This is a genomic window from Burkholderia sp. HMSC10F09 (assembly GCF_001806955.1).
In the GTDB taxonomy this organism is placed as follows: domain Bacteria; phylum Pseudomonadota; class Gammaproteobacteria; order Burkholderiales; family Burkholderiaceae; genus Burkholderia; species Burkholderia multivorans.
In genome coordinates this window covers 15,291-36,249 of the sequence record NZ_KV786797.1, presented here as the reverse complement: position 1 = coordinate 36,249, position 20,959 = coordinate 15,291, and the positions used below count along the sequence as shown (strand labels likewise).

The window sequence follows — 20,959 nt, the reverse complement described above, 5'->3', positions numbered from 1 at the left end:
CGTCGGTGCAACCCCCAACGGCGGTCAACAGTCTCTTGAGCGCACAAGAGCCTCGCCCGAAGCAGGCCACGGCCCCGGTAGCCATGAAGGCGCCGATCTCCTCGGCGGCCAAGCTGAAATTGGTCGGATACCTCTATGTAAGGTACTGCTTGGTGCGCGAGCGGGCACGGTAGGCTCCCGGCGCGCTGCCGGTCCAGACCTTGAAGGCGCGTTGGAAGGCGGTGCTGTCGGTGAAGCCCAGGTCAGCGGCGATGGCGGCGAGCGAGGCTTCGCTGCTGGTCAGGCGTACGATCGCCATGTCGCGCCGCAGTTGGTCCTTTAGCGCCTGGAAAGAAGTGCCCTCGGAGGCCAAGTGCCTCTGCAACGCACTCACCGACATGTGCAGGCGCTGCGCAGTGATGGCCAGATCAGGCCATTCGGGACTGGCCCGCTGCAGCACCATGCGGACCCGCGCGCTGGCGCTGCGCTCGTTCAGGTACGGCCCCACCACGTTGCCTGGCGTGGCGCGCAGGAAGGACTGCAGCGCGTCCCGATCGCGCCGCACCGGCTGTTTGAAGGCATCGGCGTCGAACCAGGCGGCCGTGCGCGGCTGCCCAAAGCACAACGTGCCGGAAAAGATGCGTTGGTAGTTCTGCGCGTGAGGTGGCGGCGCAAAGTTGAAGTCGAAGCGCTGCGGCACCAGTCGGCCGCCGTGCAGCCATACCAGCAGTCGCCAGAACACGCGCAGCAGATGTGCGTGCAGGAAGTCGGCATGCGCGCCCGGGCCGCCACGCATATCGAGCGCGACACCCGTCAGCCTGCCCTCAGTCACGGGGACTAGCGCCACATCGTCCTGCAGCAAAGCAAAGGATTCACCCAGGCGGCGCAGGGCGAACGACAATGAGTGGGCAGTGAACGCACTGCGCACCATCAGTGCGAAGCTGCCCGGGCGCATCGGCCGCCCATGCAGGTAGCCCAGGCACTCGTCGTTCAGGCTGTCCTTGACGGCGATGAACAGCGCGTTGAACTGCTCCACGGTCACGCGCGACTCCTCCAACTCCAGCAGCGATTCACTGATGCCCGCGCGCCCCAGCACACCTACCAGCCATTCTGGCGTGGCCAGCCCCTTGCCGCGCGCACCGTCCAGCAGGCCATGCACGGCAAAGATGGGAGCGGTTAAGACGGGTTCCAGCATGGCGTGTGATTCTAAGGGGCCAACGCCGGTCGCATAGGCCGAAAGAAGTTAATTGTCAGTTGATTGAGGTAATCCGCCATCGCCCTTGCAGGGGCCAATTACTACGATTGTGTCATCCCCAAAACATTTCGGCAGTGGCACTGCGCGGAACGTCCGATGCGGGGACAGAAGCCAACATATAAGGAGACGCTCTCATGTTGCCACAGCTTTATCGCCACGCCTGGATGGACGGCGAGATCGACGCATTTCGCGAGCAGGTGCGCCGCTACGTTGCCGCCGAATTCACGCCCCGGCTCGATGAATGGCGCCGTCAGGGCTACATCCCGCGCGAGGTCTGGCGTCCATTCGGCGAGATGAGCTTTCTGCTGCCCGAGATGCCCGAGACCTATGGAGGCGCCGGCGCCAGCCTTGCCTACCAGTTGGTGGTGCAGGACGAGCTAGCCAAGGCCGAGATGCCAGTCAATATCGCGGTGCACACCATCGCTTCGCACTACATCCTGGACTTCGGCACGGAAGCGCAAAAGCAGCGCTGGCTGCCCAAGGTGACGAACGGCGAGATGCTGGCCGCCATCGCGATGACCGAGCCGGGTTGCGGCTCGGATCTAAAGGCCATTTCCACCCGGGCCCGCCGTGACGGAGACCACTACGTGATCGACGGCGCCAAAACCTTCATCACCAACGGCTTCACTGGCAACCTGCTGATCGTCGCGGCGCGCACCAGCGGCGCGGGCAGCAAGGGGGTGTCGCTGTTTGTGCTGGAAACCGAGAATCTGCCCGGCTTTCGCGTTGGCCGACTACTGGAGAAGATCGGCATGCAGGCATCGGACACGGCGGAGTTGTTCTTCGACGGCGTGCGCGTGCCAGCCGACCAACTGCTGGGCGAGGTCGAAGGCAAGGGCTTCGGGCAGTTGATGGGCGCGTTGCCCTACGAGCGCATGCTCATTGCCGTGCCGGCGGCCGCCACTATCGAGCAGGCACTGGCCGTCACGGTGGAGTACACGAAGCAGCGCAAGGCCTTCGGTGCGCCCCTCTTCGATATGCAGCTCACGCGCCAGAAACTGGCTGAGGTGGCCACTACCGCGCATGTGGTGCGCAGCTTCGTCAACGACTGCACCCAGCGCCTGTTGGACGGCACGCTGGATAACGAGGCCGCCTATATGGCCAAGTGGTGGTGCACCGAGCAGCAGTGCCGCGTGGTGGACGAATGCCTCCAATTGTTCGGCGGCTACGGCTACATGGCCGAGTACCCGATCGCGCGGATGTATGCCGCTTCGCGAGTGCAGAAGATCTATGGCGGCGCCAACGAGGTCCTGAAAGACCTGGTTTCGAGGAAGCTGTGAACATGTCGCACACGTTGCATACGCTGCAGATGCCGCTGCACGGCGTCCGCGTGGTGGAGTTCGAGGGCATAGGGCCAGGCCCGCTGGCCGCCAGGATGCTAGCTGACATGGGCGCCGAGGTGATTACGCTGACACGCGCCGAGCAGGCCGCTGCGGCGCGGCGGCTGGGCGGGGCGGTGGAGAACCCGCTGCGCCGCGGCAAGACGGTCGAGGTCATCGACCTGAAGTCGCCCGAAGGCAAGGCGCGTGCCCTGGACCTGATCGCTCAGGCAGACGCCTTGATCGAAGGCTTTCGCCCCGGTGTGATGGAACGGTTGGGCTTCGGCCCCGCCGAGTGTGCGGCGCGCAACCCCAGGCTGGTCTACGGCCGCATGACGGGCTGGGGCCAGGACGGCCCGCTCGCCCAGGCCGCCGGACACGACATGAACTACGTCGCGCTGACCGGCCTGCTGTCGCTGTCGGCACACAAAGGGCAAGCGCCCATCGTTCCGCCCACGGTACTCGGGGACGCGGCCGGGGCGCTGGGCATGGCTTTCGGCGTCGCCTGCGCGCTGGTCGATGCGCGCGCCACCGGCCGCGGCCGGGTCGTGGACGCCGCCATCGTTGACATCGTGGCAATGCTGGGCACCCTGGTGCACTGGATTCGCGCCAATGGGCAGATCGATGGCGCGCAGCCGAGTCCGTTTCACGATTCGCCGTTTTATGACGTGTACGCCTGCGCCGACGGCGGCTTCATCAGCCTCGGCGCGATCGAGCCGCCTTTCTACGCCTTGCTGCTGTCGAAGCTGGGCCTGGCGGACGTGGAGCCTGCCGACCAGTACGACACGGCAACGTGGCCGGCGCTGAAAGAGCGCATCGCAGCCCTCATCCGCAGCCAGCCCCGAGCGCACTGGTGCGCGCTGCTCGAAGGCAGCGACGCTTGCTTTGCACCCGTGCTCAGCCTCGCCGAGTCGGTGCAGCATCCGCATAACGCGGCACGGGGCATCTACCAGATCACCCCCTCCGGCGCCATCGAAGCGGCCCCGGCCCCACGGTTCCAGGCACTCGACACAACTACCTAGGAGACAAGCACATGACCGAAACCGTCCAGCCCACCAAGCCTGTCCGCGGCTGCCCGTCCACCACGGGCAACGAGCGCCAACTGAACACCACGACGCTGATCCGCCACGCTGCACGCACCCATGGGGATCAGGAGATCGTGTATCGCACACCCGGCGGCGGCTGGGACCGCTACACCTATGCCGACTGCTACGCACGCGTCTGCCGCAGCGCCAATGCGCTGCGCGCGCTCGGCGTCGAGCCGGGCGACCGGGTCGGCGTCCTGGACTGGAACAGCCGGCGCCACTTCGAGCTGTACTGGTCCATCCCCGGCCTGGGCGCGGTCATGCTGCAGATGAACCTGCGCCTGGGCCCCGAGGACCTGGGCTACGTTGTCGGCCATAGCGACGTGTCCTACGTTTGCGTGGACGAATCATTGCTGCCTATTGCCGAATCCGTCGCAGCGAACTCGCCCCAGATCAAGGGCTGGATCGTTATGACCGAAAAGCCGCTGGACCAGGTCAAGACCACGCTGGCGCCGCTGCTGCACTACGAAGACCTGCTGGCCGCCGCCGACGCCAAGATCGACTGGCCCGAGATCGACGAAACCTCGGCTTACAGCGCCTGCTACACCACCGGCACCACGGGCAAGCCCAAGGGCGTGTACTACTCGCACCGCGGCATCTACCTGCATTCCACGGGCATGGCCACCAACATGGGCATGACGCTGGACGACTGCGTCATGCTCATCACGCCCATGTTCCACGGGCAGTGCTGGGGCCTGCCGCAGGCGGCCACGCTGCTGGGCGACAAGATCGTGCTGCCGGGCCGCTACGCCGCCGAGGACACCAAGCCATTGGTCGACACCATGATCGCCGAGGGCGTGACCATCACCAACGGCGCACCGGCCATCTTCCAGCCTATGCTGCAGTACATCGAGACGTTGCCGGTCAAGCCGGACTTCAGCCGCATGCGCATGCTGTCCGGCGCCACCGAGCCACCTCTGTCGATGATGATCGGCTTTTACGAACTGACGGGTGCCGAGGTGGTGCACGGCTACGGCGCCCCCGAAGCCACGACGCTGGTGGCGGTCAACCGCCTCAAGTCCACGCTCAAGAAGCGCCTGACCCAGGACGAGCAGTGGAACCTCAAGCGCAAGCAGGGCCTGATCCTTACCGGGGTGGACATCCGCATTCTCGATGCAGACGACCAGGACCTCCCGCACGACGGACAGTCGGCTGGCGAGATCTGCCTGCGCGGCCCCTGGATCACGACCAGCTATCACGACATGCCGGATTCAGGCGACCGCTTCCTGGAGGGCGGCTGGTGGCGCTCGGGCGATGTCGGCACGGTGGACGAGAACGGCTACCTCAAGGTTACCGACCGCATCAAGGACGTGATCAAGAGCGGCGGTGAATGGATCTCATCCATTGACATGGAGAACCTGCTCATGGGCCATCCGGCTGTGCGTGACGCCGCAGTGGTCGGCATTCCGCATGCTAAGTGGCAGGAACGGCCGCTGGCCCTGGTGGTGCTGAAGCCCGGTCAGCAGGCGACCCAGGAACAACTGCAGGAACACCTGAGCAGCGCGTTCGCCAAGTGGCAGTTGCCGGACCAGGTTCTGTTCGTCGAAGCCATCCCCAAGACCAGCGTCGGCAAGCTCGACAAGAAGCGCATACGCGTTGAGCATGCGGACCGCTACGCCGAGTGAGCCAACCTTTTGCTACAGGAAAACAACATGAATGACCATGAACCCGTCATCGTCGGTGCGCTGCGCACCCCCGTGGGCAAGCGCGGCGGGCGCTTGCAGAAATGGCACCCCGTTGATCTGCTGGGTGAGACGCTGCGTCAGCTGGTCGAGCGCTCCGGCATCAACCCCGCCGATCTGGACGATGTGATCGTCGGTTGCGTGCTGCAGTGGGACCAGCAGCACGGCAATCTGGGCCGGCATGCCGTGCTGGCGGCGGGGCTGCCAGAATCCGTCCCGGCGGTGACGGTCGACCGGCAATGCGGCTCCGGCCAGCAGGCGGTGAGCTTTGTCGTGCACGGTATTCAAGCGGGCGCCTACCAACTGGCCATCGGCGCCGGGGTAGAGTCGATGTCGCAGGCGCCCATGCCGCCGTCATTCAAGCCCGGCGCGCCGCTCGGCGCGCAATACAGCCCGCGTGAGCTGGCGCGCTACCAGGGCAACCCGCTGATACCGCAAGGCGCTTCGTCGGAGTTGATGAACAAGCGCTTCGGCCTCACGCGCGAGGCGCTGGACGCCTTCGCCGTGCGCAGCCATCGGCGCGCCATTGAGGCTTCGCGGGCTGGTCGTGTCCAAGACCAACTCGTGCGGCTGCATGAGGATCCGACCGACCCAGACAGCCCGCTCGTCACCGCCGACGAGGGCATGCGCGCCGACCCCAACCCCGAGAAGATGGCTACGCTTAAGCCCGTGTTTGCCGCAGACGGCGCTACAACGGCTGCTAACTCCTCGCAGATCAGCGACGGCGCCGCCGCGCTGCTGATCGCCAGCCGCGCCTACGCCCAGCAGCACGGCCTGAAGCCGCGTGCGCGCTTCGTCAGCACCGCAGTGGCGGCAGCCGACCCTGTCATCCAGTTCACTGCTGTGCTCGATGCCACCCGCAAGGCGTTGAAGGAATCGGGGCTGACCCCGGCCGACATCGACCTGTTTGAAGTCAATGAGGCATTCGGCGGCGTGCCGCTGATGTTCCAGCAGGAATTCGGCATTCCGGACGACCGCCTCAACGTCAATGGCGGCTCGGTGGCCATCGGCCATCCGCTGGGCTCCACTGGCGCGCGCATGCTCACCGACCTGCTGTGCGAGCTGGAGCGCCGAGGCGGCCGCTATGGCTTGCAGACCATCTGCGAGGCTTCGGGCACGGCCAACACCACCATCATCGAGCGCCTGGCATGAACGAGGCCACCATGAGCGAAGCCAGCGAAGTGCTCGTCAGCCGCGAAGGCGCCATCGTCACCTTGATCATCAACCGCCCGCGCGCGAAGAACAGCTTGAACCGCGCAGTATTCGATGGCCTGCGTGCACAGCTCGTGCAACTGCGCGACGACGATGCCGTACGCGCGGTCATCATCACCGGCGCCGAGGGCGTGTTTTGTGCAGGGGCCGACATCACGGCCTTCGACTCTCTGCGCGCCGAACCGCTGCTGGGCGACCGTGCGGCGGCAGGTGGCCACTTCTGGGCGGAACTGGAGCGCTTCCCTAAGCCCGTCATCGCAGCCGTGGAAAAGCTCGCGCTGGGCGGCGGCACGGAACTGGCGTTGGCCTGTGACATTGCTATCGCTGGCGAGTCCACCAAGTTCGGCGTGCCTGAAGTCAAGCTGGGCGCCATTCCCGGGGCCGGGGGCACCCAGCGTCTGATCCATGCCATCGGCAAGTCCAAGGCTATGGCCCTGCTGCTGACCGGCGATTTCATCGACGCCCGCAAAGCCTGCGATGCGGGCATGGTCGCCGAGGTGACGGCTGACGGCCAGGCCCTGCCGACGGCGTTGGCGATGGCCAACCGGATTGCATCCAATTCGCCGCTGGCCGTGGCACTGGCGAAAGATGCGGCACTGGCCAGCTTTGAAACTCCGCTCGCGCAAGGCCTGGAGCATGAGAAGCGTAATTTCCTCGTCGCTTTGCATTCGGCCGACAACCTGGAGGGGCAAGCCGCATTCCTCGGCAAGCGCCTCCCCCACTTCACGGGCCAATAGCGCCTGTCTCTCATCCATCGAGCAAAAATCATGCAACTCAATTCCGACATCTCCGCCGTCATCACCGGGGGCGCTTCCGGCCTAGGAGCTGCCACGGCCAGGCGCTTGGCCAGCCATGGTGTCAAAGTCGCCATCTTTGACATGAACGAAGCCATCGGCCAGGCGTTGGCCAGCGAACTTGACGGTGTTTACTGCAACGTGGACGTGACGTCCGAGGAGCAAGTGGACGCCGCCTTCGCCAAGGCCCGCGCGGCCATTGGACAGGAACGCATTCTGGTCAACTGCGCCGGTACTGCCGATGCCGTCAAGACGGTCAGCCGCGACAAGAAAACCGGCGAAATCCGCCCATGCCCAACAGATCGTTTCAATCGCATCATTCAGATCAACCTAGTGGGCACCTTCCGCTGCATCGCCAAGTCAGCCGCGGGCATGTTGACGCTCGCGCCGCTGGCCGATGGCGACCGCGGCGCCATCGTCAACACTGCGTCGGCCGCCGCACAGGATGGCCAGGTTGGCCAGGCCAGCTATGCTGCCAGTAAGGCTGCCATCGTGGGCATGGCCTTGCCGATTGCGCGCGACATGATGGACGAAGGGATCCGGGTCAACACCATCATGCCGGGGATCTTCGGAACACCATTGCTGCTGGGCCTGCCGGACAACGTCAAGCAGGCGCTGGCGGCCAGCGTGCCCTTTCCCAAGCGTTTGGGCGATCCCGATGAATTCGCGCAGGCCGTCGAGTTTCTCGTCACCTGCGGCTACATGAACGCCGAGTCCATTCGGGTGGATGGCGCTATTCGCATGGCGCCGCGCTGACGCCTGAAATCTTGGCCCATCAGGAAGCGTCATGTCCGAAAATTCTGTCATTCTCGAAAAGCATGGTGCTGTTGCGACCATCACACTCAATGCGCCTCAGAAAAAGAATGCGCTGAGCACGTCTGTCGTCAACGTGCTAGCTGGCGTCATTGCAGACGTCGAACGTGACGGCTCGATTCGCGCTTTGCTGCTGCGCGGCGAGGGCCGGATGTTCAGTTGCGGCGGCGACATCGACGAAATGGCGGCAGCAGGCGAAGCGTTGTCTACCTTGGTCGATGACGAATTGAGGGTGGTCGAACGCATGATTCCTCAATTCGCCAGCCTGCCATTCCCGGTGGTCTGCGCCGTACAAGGCGCGGTCGCTGGAGGCGGCCTCGGACTAGCATTGGCCTCTGACTACCTGATTGCCGCAAGTGGGACGAAATTCGTGGCGGCCCACACCGGCCTTGGATACGCGGGGGATTTCGGCATCAGCTGGCTCCTGCCGCGCGCAGTGGGCGGACGACGCGCACGCGACATGATCCTGACCAACCGCGTGGTCGGTTCGGATGAAGCCTTGGCCTGGGGATTGGTCGAGAAAGTAGTTCCGGGCGAGAGCCTGCTGGACGAAGCGCAGCGCATGACGGTGCAATTCTCGACCGGTCCTACGCATGGTTATGCGGGCGCCAAGCGCCTGCAACTTGCTGCCTTCGAGAGCGGTCTGGTGACCTCATTGAGGTTAGAGGCGGCCGAAATGAATCGGGCCTCGAAAACCACGGATTCGCTGGAAGCGGTCCACGCGTTCGTCGCAAAGCGAGTGCCTCAGTTTACCGGACGCTGATCGGTTGTAGACGCATCCAGTTGGTGGAGTTCAATTGCCGTTGGCGTCAGGTAATGGATAAACCCAACTGGCGTCGGATTTGCCAGGATACAGTGCCACCATGTATCTGTGCAGAAATCAGCATGCCGAGTCGTTGTTCGATGACCGGCTTCCACGGCACCAGGCTGAACCCCATACCGTCATCCAGCATCGCGTAGCGCCCGCTGGCCAGCATGAGGCTGCGGCGGTAGATACCCGCCACGCGCTGCCCCTCAGCTACCGGACGATGCTCCAAGCCCGTATCAGCGGCAATGTCCTTCGCGGCCTGCGCCACTTCCCGATTGCGCAACGCGCCCAGCAGATTGCGCGCCAGGATCACGCGCTGGCCGCGCCGCTCGGCCAGTCCCTGTTCGGCCAGGAAATCGGCGCGCTGCTGTAGCGCCTGCTTGGCCTCGCCGCCAAAGCCCAGGTCACCCAGACCGGAGCCGCCGCCGATCAACTGCTGATCCAGCCAGGTGGCACCGATCACGCGGGCCTGCCGCTCGATGGGCAGGTGCGATTTCAGCTCCACGGCCACGCCGCCCAGGCGCTGCGCGTCGTACTGGCGGCCACGCTCAGGCAAGTCACCGGGCACCTTCCATAGTCCCTCAGCGACGCGCTCCACGATGCCCGCTCGGCGCAGGGCTTCAAGGCGGCGGACATGGGCCGCAACCACTTCATGCGGGTCGCGGCCATCCTTGGCCTGGCCTTGTGCAATGGCCAAGTGATGGTCGGTGCGGTACAGCCCATTGGTCGCCAGCGCGGTGATGGTCTTGTCCGCTGCGCGCACCTCGGCGGAGCCTTTCACCTCGACCACTGCGCTCATGGGGTACTGCTCCAGTTCCGTCCTGGGCGGCAGCGCCACATAGTGGGCCTTGCCGTCGATGCCATCGACCACCAGATAGCCCCGGTCGTACAGTTCGTCGGCCAGTCCTTTGCCCGCCACGCGGCCGATGATGGAGTGTCCATCCTCGCCCGGTTGGAACACGGCCAGGTCACGCTGCTTGCCGCCCATCGCGCGCTGCATGGTGCGGATGATGTCGCCACGTTCTCCCATGGCCCGCAAGGTTTTCTCGGCATCGGCATGCACGGCCCAAGTGCCGGGCTGGGTCTGCGTGGCAAGCCCCATGCGTTGAAGCCGCTGCAAGCGCCCGACCAGCAGCAGACGCTGGCGTTGCAGTTTGGGTTCGTTGAAGCGCTCGACCTTCACCAGGCCGTCCACCGCCTCGCGCTGGAGGGTGCGATCCAGGCTCGTCCACCGCTCCTGTTCCACTTCGCGGGCTAGGGTGCGCTGGATCTCCAGCTCGGTGCGCGGCCCCAGCCATTCGGTGGCCAGTTCCATCGCCCGCTCGCGCATGCCGCGGGTGATGTACTCCTGCGAAATGATGAGATCCTTGCCAGTGTCGTCCTTGCCGCACAGCACGACATGGGTGTGCGGGTTGTCGGTATTCCAGTGATCGACCGCCACCCAATCCAGGCGGGTGCCCAGGTCGGCCTCCATGCGCTGCATCAGGGGCCGGGTGTAGGTGCGCAGGTCTTCGAGCTGCTCCGCATCCTCGGGCGAGACGATGAAGCGGAACTGGTGGCGGTCGCCCTTGCCACGCTCCTCGAAGGCGGCCGTGTCCGCCTCGTCGGTGATGGCGCCATAGGCACGGCCCTGTCCACCCTGGCGGTCCACGCCTTCGCGCTCGATGTAGCGCAGGTGCTGCACGGTGGAGCGGCCGCTGGCCTGCTGCAAATACACCAGCCGCACCTTGACCGTGGCCCGGCGAGAAAGCGCCGTCAACGACTGGCCCGTGAAGCGGGCTGCGACATGACCGCGCCCCAGGCGCGAACCGGGGGGCTTGCCGGTGGTCTTGCGCCCCCGGCCAGAGACGCCAGCGGCCTTGCTCGTCTGGCGCAGCACCTGGGCAATGAAGGTGTCGCCGCGCTGCCTGGGCTTGCTGGGCCGCACGCGAAAACGGTCATCGTCACCGGGATTTCCGCGCTGGCTCATGATGCAGTCCCCACCAAGCCCATCGCGCCCGAGCGCATGCGGCACACGGTATTCCCAATGCCCGCAAGGCCTTGGGGCTGCTGGCGGCACGAAGCCACCTTGTGGCGAGTGCCGCCCCCAACCCACGTGCAGACTGGCTTTGCGCGCGCCGTGGTGCCGCGCCCTTCAATCTTGCCTTCCGCCTTTGCCCCTCGCTGGCGCTCCGGGCAGCGGCGGCCCGGTGGCGCTGCTGCACGAGCAGCCAGCGCGCCGGCGAACGCGAACACGGCCACAGGCCGGGCGCGTTCGAGGCAAGACGCCTGCACGTTGGATTGCTGCGCCGAAGGCAGCGCGAAGTGCGGCGCGGATGCGCTCGCACTGCACGCGCGACGACACGGCGACGGACAGCAGCACGACATGCTCGATGGCACGACGAGATGCAAGGCAACGTGCAGCGAGTCGGCGGCCATCATGGGCGCGACTCCAGCCAGACCGGATGCGCAACGCCGATCACGGCCGCTGCACTGACCGGTCCGAAGTAGCGGCTGTCGAACGACGCCGGATTGGTGACACTGAGCAGAAACAGCTCGCCGGGCCGAAGGCGGCGGCACTGCTGCCAGGATGGCAGCGGCCGGCCCCAGCGGTCGGCAGATAGCACGGCGGCCGAAGGCACGCCGTCGATGCGGACGCTGCCCCCAATGATGCAAACCTCCTGCGGTGCGACCGCGCCCACGCGCTTGAGCAGCGGGATGCGCGTCGGCAGGTAGCCGCGCTGCGCAGCGAGGGCGGCAGCCTCGGCGGGCAGCGGCACCAGCACGATGCTGCCCACGGACAGCGGACGTGGCGGTGAGCTGGCGCGATGGTCGAGCGGATCGACGCGATACCAGCCGACAGCCACGCTATCGGACGGGTTGTAGGTCAGGCGCGGCAGCGGATGCACGAAGGACGCCCAGGCCAGCGCAGCGAGGCCGCAGGCGGAAAGGCCCGCCAGTACGAGGCGAGCGCGCAAATGTGCGCGGGGCGAGCGAGGACGCGGCCCGGTGCCGGAAGTGAAAACGGCGGTCATGGCAGCGCCCTCCCGGCCAGCCAGGCGGCGTGCCGCTCGGCGCTGTATTCGGGCAGCGGCAGGCGCGCAGCGAGCCGGTTGGCAAGCGTGCGCCAGTACGCGGGCGAAGCGGCAGCGGGCGCGATACCCAGCGCGTCGATGCTGTCGATGCGTTCCAGCACGGCACGCACCGCGTTCTCACCTTCGGCGTGCAGCAGCAGGCGTGCGCCGGGCCGCACGCCGGGGATGCGCTGCACGTCGTCCAGCGGCGTGGCGGCCTGCATCACCATGAGCTGCCAGCGCACGGTGCCGTAGTCATTGGCGTGCCAGCGGATGCGGCAGAACATCGTGCCCGGTAGGAACACGGCGCTACGCCGCCAGCGGTCGAGTTGGAGTGTGCGCGCGGGTTCGCCGAAGCGCAGGTAGAGCTTGAAGCGCGATTCGATGTAGGCCAGCGCCACGCGCGTCAGCGGCGTGCTGGCGGACTGGCTGGAAGGCGCTGCGAGCGCAGCCGTAGCCGCGATGGCGGCAGGCGCGGAGGCAGGCGAAGCAAATGCAGTCATGGTGCGTTCTCCCTGCGGTGCTCGGGAAATTCCCGCTCCAGCAGACCGCGCAACAGCTCGGCCACGGTCACGCCCTGCGTGAAGGCCGACACCTTGATGCGCGCCCGCATTGCGGGCGTGATGTCGAGGGTCAGGCGGGCCGTGTAGAGGTCGCCCTTACCCAGCGCATCGGCATCGCCCTGGCGAATCCACGCCTCGGCGTGCGGATTCGCCGGCGGACGCGCGCCGATGCCGACGCGCTTTGCCGTGCGCTTGCTGTTCGGTGGCGGCTTCGCGGTCATGGCGTCCACCGCAGCAGTTCATCCACCAGCGCAGTGATTTCGCGCGCGGCGGCGCTATCGGGCGCCGTCTCGCGGGCGAGCCGGCCAGCGGCCACGCTGTCGGCGAACACGATGCGTTGATGCACTTCCGAGCGCAGCGCAGGAAGCGGCTGGTCGGCGAGCGCCTGGCGCGCTTCGCGTCCGATCACAGTGGTGCTCACGCGCCGGTTGATGACGAAGGCCGCGCGCAGCGCAGGCCGGAATACCTGCGCCTCGCGGATCAGTGCCACCATCTCGGCGCTGGCCCACAGGTCATAGGGGCTGGGTTGCACGGGGATCAGCACGCGCTCGGCCGCCAGCAGCGCGGAGCGTGCCAAGGCGGCGATGCGCGGCGGGCCGTCGATGACAACGTGATCGGCCCGCCTGGCGAGTTCTGGCGCTTCTTGGTGCAGCGTTTCGCGTGCAAGGCCCACGGCGCTGAACAGTCGTGGCAAGCCTTGCTGGCTTCTGCGCTGTGTCCAGTCCAGCGATGAACCCTGCGGGTCGGCGTCCAGCAGCACGACGTGCTGGCCGCGCATCGCCAGCTCACCGGCGATGTGGGTGGCGAGCGTGGTCTTGCCCACGCCGCCTTTCTGGTTGAGCAGCGCGACGATCATGGCCTGGCCCTCCACGTTGGAAAGCCCGGCTGTTGCTGCTGTGCGTGGTGCCGCTCGGCGGTTTTCCACCGGCGTGCGGCGCTTCTACTATCAGTTAGATGATTTAAGTTAGGGAAGTTAGAGGGGCCGTAGACCCGCGCCGTTATTGGGTTTTCTGGCGATTCGTACTCCTGATAGCACGATAGCCGTACTCCCGATAGCACGATACTCCGTACTCCTGATAGCACGAGCCCGTCCACAAGCTGCGCACCGTTTATCCCCGTGCCGTGAACGGCACGGGCCGAAAGGTCAGCAGCTCGGCGCCGTTGTCCGGCATTCGCTCGATGCCCAGGACGTAGCCGGGCATCGACTGCCGCGCGACCAGCGTGCGCAGGTCGTAGGCGAAGTCCGAGAAGCGCGTGGCGCTGCCCGATTTCCGATACAGGTGCCGGAAATCGAATTGCCAGCCGCCCGGTTGGCGCCCGCCGTGCTTGCGCACCAGCCGGTACAGCCATCGCTCGATCCCGCCCGTGAGCCGGAAATACGCCGGGTCGATGGTCAGTACCAGGGCGGCATCCATGACGCCCGCGTAAAACCAGTCCGGCAGGATCAGCTCCAGCCCCAAGGGCGTGCCCTTGGCATCGGCCAGTTCCTTCCATTCGTTGATCCACGAGAAGCGGTGCAGCCGTCTTCCCGTGGTTTCCCGGATGGACGTGGCCACCGTGGTGGATTGCAGGCGATCCAAGGCCGCTTTGAGGCGCTGGTAGTCGCGCAGCGACGTACCGCGCCCGATGAAGCGCAGGATCTCGTAAGGCGTGGCCTGCATCAGCCGCGACGGGCGCAAGCCCGCATCGCGCGCTTCCACGATCTGACTGGCCGCCCAGATCAGGATGTCCGCATCCCAAATCGTGGCGATGCCGTGCTCCTGCGTGCCCTCCACGCGGATCGTGATGCCGCTGGCCCGGAAGTCGATCGGCGCGACGCGCCGCGACTTCGCCAGCGAGAAGAACGGAAAGGCCATCAAGTCCTGACTGTCGCGCGGCGCCATGTCGCCCGGCAGGGCGCGGAACAGGTCGAGCTGTTCGCGCTCTGGCACGAGCCGCTGCCGGGACGGCAGCGCAGGGCTGGACATGGCGAAGGCCACCCGCGCGCAAGCGATCAGCGCGCACGGCTGTCCGCCGAGTGCTGCTCGGCATACTCGGGATCGGACGTGCTCTCGAAGCTGCGATCCGCAGCCCAGGCATCGAGGTCGGCCACGGCGTACATGACGCGTCGGCCGAACTTGCGGAACTTGGGGCCGCCACCCAGCACGCGCTGCTTCTCCAGCGTGCGCGGCGACAGACGCAGGTAGTCGGCGGCTTCGTCGTTGGTGAGGTAACGCTGCGGCTGCGCAGCGGTAGTGGCAGGAGCGGCGGCAGGCCGCAAGGGAGCGGGACGCATGATGAGAGCCTCCATAGCTTTCAAAGCTCCGGCCGCACAGCGCAACCGGATGGAGGCAGTCTCAGAAAACGAAGCCCTCTTGCTCAGGGTCGTTTTGCGCTCTCTTCAAAACGACCCTTCTCAAGCAGCGGTAGTTGTGCTAGGCGGCGATAGCCGCCGCGCATCAACGCATCGCCGCGCCGTACCAGGCGGCGCACCTTGGAGCGCAGGCCGCCGTCGCTGTACCAACCGGCCGCGGCGTCCACTCCGAACAAGCCTTCGGCCACGTCGCGCAAGGACGCGCCCGCCAGGGTCGCGTCGAGCGCCTGCAGGGTGTGCAGTTCCAGCAGCGCAGCAGGCGTCGGCCTGGGCCTGGTTCGCGCGGTGCTGGGCGCGTGACCGAGCGCAGGCGCGGCGGCGCCACCGCGATGGGCGTAGGCGACAGCCATGCCGTCTTCCAGTCCGGGCGCCAGCGCATAGCGCTGGCAATGGCCGGCACTGCGCGCGATCAGCGCCAGTCGCTGGCCATCGTGGAGCAGGTGCTTGTGGCCGGGGATGTTCCAGAAGTCGAAGGCCACAGCGTCAGGTGGCGGATCGGTATCAGGGTGGAGCTGCACCACGGCAGCATGGCCGGGGAGCCAGGCCGCATGCGCATCACGCGCATCCAAGGCTGGGTCTTCCAGCAGGCGCAATCCCCAGCGATGCGCAGCATTGGGGCGGCGCGCACGGCGCATCCAGTCAAGCCGGTAGTCAGGATGGCGGCGCAGGTACTCCCAAGCCAGTGCCAGCACGTCCAACCACAGGATGTAGAGGTAGGCCGCAGTGGGATACCAGTGCGCGACATGATGAGGATTGACCATGACCGAAGCTCCCGTCGAATAGCAGGAACGTCGCCACGGCGTCAGACATGCAGGAGCCTTAAATCAAGGTAGAAATCCGGTTAAGCTGTATCTGTTGGTGTCAAGGCTAATTGGCTCCGGCGTGTTGCGAAATCCGTCCGAATGCGACGGCCGCCCGACTTAGAAATGTCATGCGGCACGGAATACCGTGCCGCAACTCCCGCGAAGGATCGTGGCTATTTTTCGCATGAGGGCACTATTTCGGTGCAAGAGTGCGGATTCAGACTTTGCGGGTCTGGAGCAAGACCGAAATAGCCTTAATGCGCCCGGCTTGAGCGCGAATAGCTCAATCGACGATAGAGCCGTTTTCCTGCGCCAGCCGCAGGTATTCCGACAGCGGGCGCGCCGCCTGGAAGTACAAATCCCGCGCTACGGGCTGCTTGCTCGGGCCGACGATGGAGGCCAGGTCGGACAGCTTGATGTGACCCAGCTCGGGCATACCGATGCCCACGTCCATGACGCCCCAAGCTGTATCGCCGTCGGCAGGATCGAGCGATGCCAGCAGCCAGATCGCGTGGGCGTCGGGAGTGAATAGCCGCACGACCGGCAACGGGTCGTGAGGTTCACCGGCGGCGACCCGCTGCCCGTTCTCCAGCAGCGTGGCGCGCTGCTCCTCGGTTACGAGGGGAGCCTTCATCGGGGTGCTCCTGTTCCAACATGGCATGTCGGTTTTGCGTTTCCACGAAAGCCGTGGAAACACGAAAGCGCAAAAGCTCAATTGTAGAAATCTGCAAAGGCACGTTGGCGGTTTTCCGGTTCCACCGGAATCCGCAGAAGCGGATTTCCGTAAAAGCACGAAAAAGGGCCAAAAGCATGAATGAGTTAAAGATAACGTGGTTTTAATTGTGCTGCGAATTGACGCTTCTGTCTATGCAGAAGCGATCCATCCAGCGCGGCCGACCGGCCGGCACCACCACCTACGATGCCGAGTTGGCGCAAGCCTTCGGCGCGGCGGTGCGTGCGCTGCGGACGGAGCGTGGCATCGCGCAGGAATCGCTGGCGAACCTCGCCGGCATTGAGCGTTCGCACATGGGTAAGGTTGAGCGCGGCGAACACATGCCCACGCTGGCGATCATCTTCAAGATCGCCAGTGCGCTCGAATGCAGCACGGCAGTGCTGATGAGCGAGGCTGAGAGCCAGCTCGCAGCAGCGGCCCAGCCGTAGGCGCTGGGCCACCGATCCGGCGCAGCCGGTTCGGGGACTTCAGGGGCGCCGAGCATCGCGCGGCGGGGATAGGCCGCAGGGCTTTCCCCTGGAGGCAAGCGCAGCGCGCAGCGCCACCGGCGCGAAGCTGCGATAGGGATTGAAGCCGAATGGCCATGACGGCGAAGTCGGCATGGGGCGCAGCCCGCAAAGCCCGGTCGGCGCAGTGCGCCGAATCGCCCTATATCCGCCTTGGCAACCCGAGGTCATTGTGATGCTGCCCGGCCACCACCATCACGAAGCTGGGAAAGCCAAGCCTTCCTGTATGCCGATCCAAGCAGCACTGCGCCCCGCCACGTGGGCGGGGCGCTGCGGCGGTCACGCCGCCTAGGGCTTGCTGCGCGACCAGATCAGGTCGTGCGTGCCGTTCTCGCCTTCGATCAGGCGGGCGTAGACCGTGGCCGGGAACGAAGGATCGTCGAGGGTCACGGAGATGTACTCCCGCCCGGCCTCGCTGGTCTTCTTCCACGCCGCGCCGATGTCGTGACTGGCGGCCTGCAGGCGGAAGTCCGGGGCCTTCTCGTTGTCCCCCTTGTCGTTGGGAACCAACTTGACCTTGACGTTGAGCGTCAGGGTGCGAAGCGTGCCGGCGAAGCCGTCTTTGTCTGCGGTGAAGGTGCCGATGTTGGCCATGATGTTTTCTCCGTTCGGTTGAACAAGGTTCGCGCCCATCGCGTCCTTGTTGTGATCCGGCCGGCGGGGGACGGGCTGGCTGCACCGCTTGCGGTCGCAACGCAGTGGAGAGCCGGGAGGCGAAAAGAATTTGTCCCGCGAGGAATGCGCGCAGCGCAGGGGAAATTGTTTTCGCTGGACGGTTGCAGCAATGAAGCCCGAGGCGCAGCCGCGCCCCCGCCAGGATTCACAACGAGACAAGGACGCATTGGGCCGAACCGCTCCGAAAGGAGACAGGGCTGGCTCGGCATCCCCGCACGAAGGCTGCACCGGCTCGCCCACTGACGCGGGCCAGGTCAACCATCCGACGACAAGCGAGAACGCCCCGGCCGCACCTTGCGGCGCCGGTCTTGAGGCGTGGCGTGGAAGCTCCATAGCGATGCCGGGCGGGATGTCCGTGAACCGTCCTTCGTGACGTGATGGGCGAGAACCGCCAGCGTTGAGGACGGCACGCATTCGCACAACCTGCCGCAGCAAGCACCAGCGTGTTTGCCAGCCCTGTCCATTGCAGCGGAGCGCTGGCCTGGCCGATCCGGCGGTATCGAGGGGTGCCAAGCTCGCGCGGCAGGGATGGGCCTTGTGCCGATCCCCTAGAGGTAAGCGCAGCGCCGCTGGCGCGCAGGCGTGAGGGATTGAAGCTGGATGTGCAACCTTTCGGTCGCACGGGCGAAGTACAACTCTTCTGCGACGACAGGGAAACAGGGAAAGTGGCGAAATTTTATCGGTATCACCTTATTCTTCACGAATCACGATGATCGGACTCTCCAGCCTTCCAATATCCCTTGGCGCTAACACTGTGTCTCGGGAGCTCCCTGTCTTGAAGGTAGTGAAGTTTCAGCTTTTTTATGGCTGCGGATTCACCTGCCATCCAGATGTAGCCTGGACCGGTCGGTAAAGGACGGTGCAACAGCGACTGACATAGCGTCAGTCCGGGTTCCGATTGGGCGTTCATCCACTGAACCCGCAATCGGGCAGGGCTGTCGATCGGCTGCCGGTCATCCCCTGACGGCACCTCGACATACGCCTTGGCGTTGATACCAGAAGGCAAACGGCGTGCAATGCTCTGGATGCCAGGCAACGCCGTGGCATCCCCCGCGAACATGACCCAGCGCGCATCACTGGGAAGCAGAAAGCCGCCACTGCGGGGCCAGAGTCGCCGCCTGCACCGTGCAGGACGAAATCCAGATCCAGTGTTCCTGCATTGAAATCAATGTTTTGTATGGTGTAGGCCCGGCCGTCACCCGAGGGAAGAAAAACTTTCACCCACGCTGCCGGTTCGTTGGCTCCCGCGACTTTGAGAAATTCGGCAACCTCAGAGCCTCCAAGTGTGATCCGTTGCATATGGGGCGTCACCGAACGAACCGCCTGCACGGTTCCGACTGCTCTTTCGGTACGAGGCCTTGGCATGACTTCAGGCATGGTGGCCTCCCTTGGGTGCGGAAATCAGCAGTTGCAAAGCAACGAGAGCCGACAGGGCGACCGCAACGGCGCCCGCAAGGTAGACGGCCTCAATGTGCCATGCGCCTGCCACGGCCCCCAGCACCGGGCCGGTGATGCCCAGGGCAATGTCGAGAAACGCCACATAAGCCCCCATGGCCAAGCCCCGACTTTGTGGAGGCGCCCGGCGCACGGCTTCCACGCCAAATCCCGGAAAGGCCAGCGAGTAACCGAATCCCGTCAGCGCAGCGCCGGCGTAGGCAACGGTAGGGCTCTGGGCGCCCCAGATCAGCAACTGCCCAACGGCTTCGATCAGCACACAAACCAGCGCCACGCTGGCGCCGCCGAGCTTGTCGGACAAGTGGCCGAAAAAGATGCGCGCGGCAATGAACGCCAGGCCGAAGGCGGTGAATGCCAGTGAGGCGTTGCCCCAGTCTCGGGAAGCGAACAACAGGGCAATGAACGCCGTGATGACCCCAAAGCCCACGCTGCACAAGGCCAGCCCCAAGCCCGGGTGCCACACCATCCCCAGCACCTTGTAGAAAGGCGTGCGGCGGACAGCCGTCGGGGCAGTCGCCCGAACGTTGGCAATCAGTGCCAATGCCAACAGGGGAAGAACGACGGCAGCCACTGAAATGCCGGCGAAGCCATATCCACCTTGAATGGCGATACCCATGGGCGCACCCACCGCGTAGGCGCCGTACATCGCCATGCCATTCCATGCCATGACCTTGCCTGCGTTTTGCGGGCCCACGAGTCCGATCCCCCAACTCAAGGAGCCGGTGACGATCAGGCTTTCGCCGCAGCCGAGCAGCACCCGCCCCAACAGCAGAACCCCAACCGAGGCGGCAGGTGACGAGACGAAGGCCAGCGACGCAAGGTAGGCCACACCTGACGCCGACGCCACCAGAAAGCCCGTGACCACGGACCGTTTGGCCCCACGCGTGTCGGAGAGGTTGCCTGCCCAGGCGCGAGAGAGCAGGGCCGCGGCGAACTGCGCGCCAATGACCACACCCACCACCAGCGTGCTCATGCCCAATGTGCTGGACACATGCAGGGGAAGCACCGGCAGCGGCAAGCCGATGGTGAGAAAGCTGACGAACACCGCCAGTGTGATCGGCAGCAACTTGAGAAAGACGTTGGCGACAGGTGGCGGATTTGCCACCTTGGTCGCCCCCGTGTGAGAACGAGAAGACATCAACAACTCCAAACATGAGCATTTGCTCGACATATGGAATAATATGAGTCATTGCTCACGTTGAAAACTCGCGTTCGGATGATCCCCATGCCACCCTTGCCTCAGCCACGCCGCGTCCCCCGCCAGAGCCGTTCTCGGGCCTTGGTGGACGCCATACTTGAAGCAACGGCTCGCGTTTTGACCGAGCGCGGCTATGCCGGAGCCAACACCAATCTGGTGGCCGAGCGCGCTGGCGTGAGCGTGGGTTCGGTCTATCAGTATTTCCCGAACAAGGATTCGCTCATCACGGCGCTCCATGAGCGGCATGCGGTGGAAATGCACGCAGCCATGGAGACCGTGCTGGCAAGCGCGCATCCACTGGACCTGAGAGGGAAACTGGCGGCCATCGTGCGTGCGTGGCTGGCGGCACACCAGGTCGCCCCTGAGTTGCATCGCGTACTGGAAAAGGAATTTCCTTTCTTCGATGCTCCGCCGGAGCAAAGCACGGCTGACCAAAGCATTCAGCACCGCATTCGCCAGTTGCTGGAAGACCACCAAAGCGAGGTCGTGCTGCAGGACCTGGAACTGGCGACATGGGTTGTACTGCGAACCATGGAATCACTGATCCATGCGGCGGTCATTCCGCCTGGCGCCCCTTGCCCCGCCCAGCAAGTCGAGCAGGCCATCGTCGAAATGCTGGCCGGCTATCTGTGTGGTCCGCAAAGACGTATGGTCTAAGCCTGCTGCCCTCTGC

At 65.3% G+C, this 20,959-nt stretch carries 23 protein-coding genes; 9 read left to right on the top strand and 14 right to left on the bottom strand.

The genetic code is table 11. The features are described from left to right. Positions 1 to 133 precede the first annotated feature (133 nt). Positions 134 to 1,174: an AraC family transcriptional regulator gene (locus HMPREF3115_RS19270; RefSeq protein WP_034201272.1), complete on the bottom strand. Its 1,041-nt coding sequence runs from the start codon at positions 1,172 to 1,174 to the stop codon at positions 134 to 136. A gap of 194 nt (positions 1,175 to 1,368) precedes the next feature. Here HMPREF3115_RS19270 and HMPREF3115_RS19265 point away from each other — a divergent pair, with 194 nt between their 5' ends. The 7 genes from HMPREF3115_RS19265 to HMPREF3115_RS19235 are packed head-to-tail and all read left to right on the top strand — an operon-like array spanning position 1,369 to position 8,902. Beyond that, positions 1,369 to 2,514 carry an acyl-CoA dehydrogenase family protein gene (locus tag HMPREF3115_RS19265; RefSeq protein ID WP_008642589.1) on the top strand — a complete coding sequence of 382 codons (1,146 nt, stop codon included), beginning with the start codon at positions 1,369 to 1,371 and terminating at the stop codon, positions 2,512 to 2,514. A gap of 2 nt (positions 2,515 to 2,516) precedes the next feature. Next, a complete protein-coding gene (locus HMPREF3115_RS19260; protein ID WP_008642587.1) occupies positions 2,517 to 3,575 on the top strand; it encodes a CaiB/BaiF CoA transferase family protein in 1,059 nt (352 codons plus the stop codon). An 11-nt stretch (positions 3,576 to 3,586) separates the two neighbouring features. Continuing rightward, the gene (locus tag HMPREF3115_RS19255; protein WP_070555636.1) at positions 3,587 to 5,263 is read left to right on the top strand and encodes a long-chain-fatty-acid--CoA ligase; all 1,677 of its coding nucleotides are present in this window, start codon (positions 3,587 to 3,589) and stop codon (positions 5,261 to 5,263) included. Between the two features lie 27 nt (positions 5,264 to 5,290). After that, positions 5,291 to 6,472, top strand: coding sequence for a thiolase family protein (locus HMPREF3115_RS19250; RefSeq protein WP_008642583.1), 1,182 nt, complete (start codon positions 5,291 to 5,293; stop codon positions 6,470 to 6,472). Beyond that, on the top strand, positions 6,469 to 7,269 hold the full coding sequence (locus tag HMPREF3115_RS19245; protein WP_008642581.1) for an enoyl-CoA hydratase/isomerase family protein: 801 nt from the start codon (positions 6,469 to 6,471) through the stop codon (positions 7,267 to 7,269). Before HMPREF3115_RS19250 ends, HMPREF3115_RS19245 begins: the two co-directional genes overlap by 4 nt. 30 nt (positions 7,270 to 7,299) lie before the next feature. After that, positions 7,300 to 8,082 carry an SDR family oxidoreductase gene (locus tag HMPREF3115_RS19240; RefSeq protein ID WP_008642580.1) on the top strand — a complete coding sequence of 261 codons (783 nt, stop codon included), beginning with the start codon at positions 7,300 to 7,302 and terminating at the stop codon, positions 8,080 to 8,082. A gap of 31 nt (positions 8,083 to 8,113) precedes the next feature. After that, positions 8,114 to 8,902, top strand: coding sequence for an enoyl-CoA hydratase/isomerase family protein (locus HMPREF3115_RS19235; RefSeq protein ID WP_008642579.1), 789 nt, complete (start codon positions 8,114 to 8,116; stop codon positions 8,900 to 8,902). A gap of 46 nt (positions 8,903 to 8,948) precedes the next feature. On the opposite strand, the gene HMPREF3115_RS19230 is transcribed toward HMPREF3115_RS19235, so the two are convergent. The 9 genes from HMPREF3115_RS19230 to HMPREF3115_RS19190 all read right to left on the bottom strand — a co-directional run bounded on the left by HMPREF3115_RS19230 (position 8,949) and on the right by HMPREF3115_RS19190 (position 16,353). Next, positions 8,949 to 10,916 (bottom strand): relaxase/mobilization nuclease domain-containing protein, encoded by a 1,968-nt coding sequence (locus HMPREF3115_RS19230; protein WP_070555634.1) that lies wholly within the window; start codon positions 10,914 to 10,916, stop codon positions 8,949 to 8,951. Between the two features lie 448 nt (positions 10,917 to 11,364). Beyond that, positions 11,365 to 11,961, bottom strand: coding sequence for a S26 family signal peptidase (locus HMPREF3115_RS19225; protein ID WP_034201273.1), 597 nt, complete (start codon positions 11,959 to 11,961; stop codon positions 11,365 to 11,367). Then, positions 11,958 to 12,503 (bottom strand): DUF2840 domain-containing protein, encoded by a 546-nt coding sequence (locus HMPREF3115_RS19220; RefSeq protein WP_034201274.1) that lies wholly within the window; start codon positions 12,501 to 12,503, stop codon positions 11,958 to 11,960. The genes HMPREF3115_RS19225 and HMPREF3115_RS19220 overlap by 4 nt, the downstream gene beginning before the upstream one ends. Beyond that, positions 12,500 to 12,784, bottom strand: coding sequence for a hypothetical protein (locus tag HMPREF3115_RS19215; RefSeq protein WP_034201275.1), 285 nt, complete (start codon positions 12,782 to 12,784; stop codon positions 12,500 to 12,502). The genes HMPREF3115_RS19220 and HMPREF3115_RS19215 overlap by 4 nt, the downstream gene beginning before the upstream one ends. Next, on the bottom strand, positions 12,781 to 13,419 hold the full coding sequence (gene parA / locus HMPREF3115_RS19210) for a ParA family partition ATPase (protein ID WP_034201276.1): 639 nt from the start codon (positions 13,417 to 13,419) through the stop codon (positions 12,781 to 12,783). The genes HMPREF3115_RS19215 and parA overlap by 4 nt, the downstream gene beginning before the upstream one ends. Positions 13,420 to 13,672: 253 nt before the next feature. Further along, positions 13,673 to 14,530, bottom strand: coding sequence for a replication initiator protein A (locus HMPREF3115_RS19205; protein WP_034201277.1), 858 nt, complete (start codon positions 14,528 to 14,530; stop codon positions 13,673 to 13,675). A gap of 26 nt (positions 14,531 to 14,556) precedes the next feature. Next, complete coding sequence (locus HMPREF3115_RS19200; protein WP_034201895.1) at positions 14,557 to 14,838, bottom strand: helix-turn-helix transcriptional regulator; 282 nt, start codon at positions 14,836 to 14,838, stop codon at positions 14,557 to 14,559. Between the two features lie 83 nt (positions 14,839 to 14,921). After that, the gene (locus tag HMPREF3115_RS19195; RefSeq protein ID WP_034201278.1) at positions 14,922 to 15,677 is read right to left on the bottom strand and encodes a DUF2285 domain-containing protein; all 756 of its coding nucleotides are present in this window, start codon (positions 15,675 to 15,677) and stop codon (positions 14,922 to 14,924) included. Positions 15,678 to 16,002: 325 nt separating this feature from the next. Next, entirely contained in the window at positions 16,003 to 16,353 is a 351-nt protein-coding gene (locus tag HMPREF3115_RS19190; protein WP_034201279.1) for a DUF2958 domain-containing protein, read from the bottom strand. A 233-nt stretch (positions 16,354 to 16,586) separates the two neighbouring features. Between HMPREF3115_RS19190 and HMPREF3115_RS19185 the strand changes: the two genes are divergently transcribed. Next, a complete protein-coding gene (locus HMPREF3115_RS19185) occupies positions 16,587 to 16,880 on the top strand; it encodes a helix-turn-helix domain-containing protein (protein WP_034201896.1) in 294 nt (97 codons plus the stop codon). Between the two features lie 366 nt (positions 16,881 to 17,246). On the opposite strand, the gene HMPREF3115_RS19180 is transcribed toward HMPREF3115_RS19185, so the two are convergent. From HMPREF3115_RS19180 to HMPREF3115_RS19175, 4 genes are all read right to left on the bottom strand, one after another. Beyond that, the gene (locus HMPREF3115_RS19180) at positions 17,247 to 17,552 is read right to left on the bottom strand and encodes a DUF736 domain-containing protein (RefSeq protein WP_034201280.1); all 306 of its coding nucleotides are present in this window, start codon (positions 17,550 to 17,552) and stop codon (positions 17,247 to 17,249) included. Between the two features lie 778 nt (positions 17,553 to 18,330). Continuing rightward, a complete protein-coding gene (locus tag HMPREF3115_RS32585) occupies positions 18,331 to 18,651 on the bottom strand; it encodes a siderophore-interacting protein (RefSeq protein ID WP_226145693.1) in 321 nt (106 codons plus the stop codon). After that, positions 18,540 to 18,932, bottom strand: coding sequence for a siderophore-interacting protein (locus HMPREF3115_RS32580; RefSeq protein WP_230626791.1), 393 nt, complete (start codon positions 18,930 to 18,932; stop codon positions 18,540 to 18,542). The genes HMPREF3115_RS32585 and HMPREF3115_RS32580 overlap by 112 nt, the downstream gene beginning before the upstream one ends. A 70-nt stretch (positions 18,933 to 19,002) precedes the next feature. Next, on the bottom strand, positions 19,003 to 20,226 hold the full coding sequence (locus HMPREF3115_RS19175) for an arabinose transporter (RefSeq protein WP_034201897.1): 1,224 nt from the start codon (positions 20,224 to 20,226) through the stop codon (positions 19,003 to 19,005). A 177-nt stretch (positions 20,227 to 20,403) separates the two neighbouring features. Between HMPREF3115_RS19175 and HMPREF3115_RS19170 the strand changes: the two genes are divergently transcribed. Further along, a complete protein-coding gene (locus tag HMPREF3115_RS19170; protein WP_233474124.1) occupies positions 20,404 to 20,943 on the top strand; it encodes a TetR/AcrR family transcriptional regulator in 540 nt (179 codons plus the stop codon). Positions 20,944 to 20,959 lie beyond the last annotated feature (16 nt).

Coding starts and splice junctions, on each gene's coding strand:
- HMPREF3115_RS19175 (WP_034201897.1), bottom strand. CDS start 20,226: ATGTCTTCTCGTTCTCACACGGGGGCGACCAAGGTGGCAAATCCGCCA.
- HMPREF3115_RS19255 (WP_070555636.1), top strand. CDS start 3,587: ATGACCGAAACCGTCCAGCCCACCAAGCCTGTCCGCGGCTGCCCGTCC.
- HMPREF3115_RS19250 (WP_008642583.1), top strand. CDS start 5,291: ATGAATGACCATGAACCCGTCATCGTCGGTGCGCTGCGCACCCCCGTG.
- HMPREF3115_RS19260 (WP_008642587.1), top strand. CDS start 2,517: ATGTCGCACACGTTGCATACGCTGCAGATGCCGCTGCACGGCGTCCGC.
- HMPREF3115_RS19200 (WP_034201895.1), bottom strand. CDS start 14,838: ATGCGTCCCGCTCCCTTGCGGCCTGCCGCCGCTCCTGCCACTACCGCT.
- HMPREF3115_RS19185 (WP_034201896.1), top strand. CDS start 16,587: ATGCAGAAGCGATCCATCCAGCGCGGCCGACCGGCCGGCACCACCACC.
- HMPREF3115_RS19230 (WP_070555634.1), bottom strand. CDS start 10,916: ATGAGCCAGCGCGGAAATCCCGGTGACGATGACCGTTTTCGCGTGCGG.
- HMPREF3115_RS19245 (WP_008642581.1), top strand. CDS start 6,469: ATGAACGAGGCCACCATGAGCGAAGCCAGCGAAGTGCTCGTCAGCCGC.
- HMPREF3115_RS19265 (WP_008642589.1), top strand. CDS start 1,369: ATGTTGCCACAGCTTTATCGCCACGCCTGGATGGACGGCGAGATCGAC.
- HMPREF3115_RS19240 (WP_008642580.1), top strand. CDS start 7,300: ATGCAACTCAATTCCGACATCTCCGCCGTCATCACCGGGGGCGCTTCC.
- HMPREF3115_RS19190 (WP_034201279.1), bottom strand. CDS start 16,353: ATGAAGGCTCCCCTCGTAACCGAGGAGCAGCGCGCCACGCTGCTGGAG.
- HMPREF3115_RS19180 (WP_034201280.1), bottom strand. CDS start 17,552: ATGGCCAACATCGGCACCTTCACCGCAGACAAAGACGGCTTCGCCGGC.
- HMPREF3115_RS19195 (WP_034201278.1), bottom strand. CDS start 15,677: ATGGTCAATCCTCATCATGTCGCGCACTGGTATCCCACTGCGGCCTAC.
- HMPREF3115_RS19235 (WP_008642579.1), top strand. CDS start 8,114: ATGTCCGAAAATTCTGTCATTCTCGAAAAGCATGGTGCTGTTGCGACC.
- parA (WP_034201276.1), bottom strand. CDS start 13,419: ATGATCGTCGCGCTGCTCAACCAGAAAGGCGGCGTGGGCAAGACCACG.
- HMPREF3115_RS19270 (WP_034201272.1), bottom strand. CDS start 1,174: ATGCTGGAACCCGTCTTAACCGCTCCCATCTTTGCCGTGCATGGCCTG.
- HMPREF3115_RS19205 (WP_034201277.1), bottom strand. CDS start 14,530: ATGTCCAGCCCTGCGCTGCCGTCCCGGCAGCGGCTCGTGCCAGAGCGC.
- HMPREF3115_RS19220 (WP_034201274.1), bottom strand. CDS start 12,503: ATGACTGCATTTGCTTCGCCTGCCTCCGCGCCTGCCGCCATCGCGGCT.
- HMPREF3115_RS19225 (WP_034201273.1), bottom strand. CDS start 11,961: ATGACCGCCGTTTTCACTTCCGGCACCGGGCCGCGTCCTCGCTCGCCC.
- HMPREF3115_RS19215 (WP_034201275.1), bottom strand. CDS start 12,784: ATGACCGCGAAGCCGCCACCGAACAGCAAGCGCACGGCAAAGCGCGTC.
- HMPREF3115_RS32580 (WP_230626791.1), bottom strand. CDS start 18,932: ATGCAACGGATCACACTTGGAGGCTCTGAGGTTGCCGAATTTCTCAAA.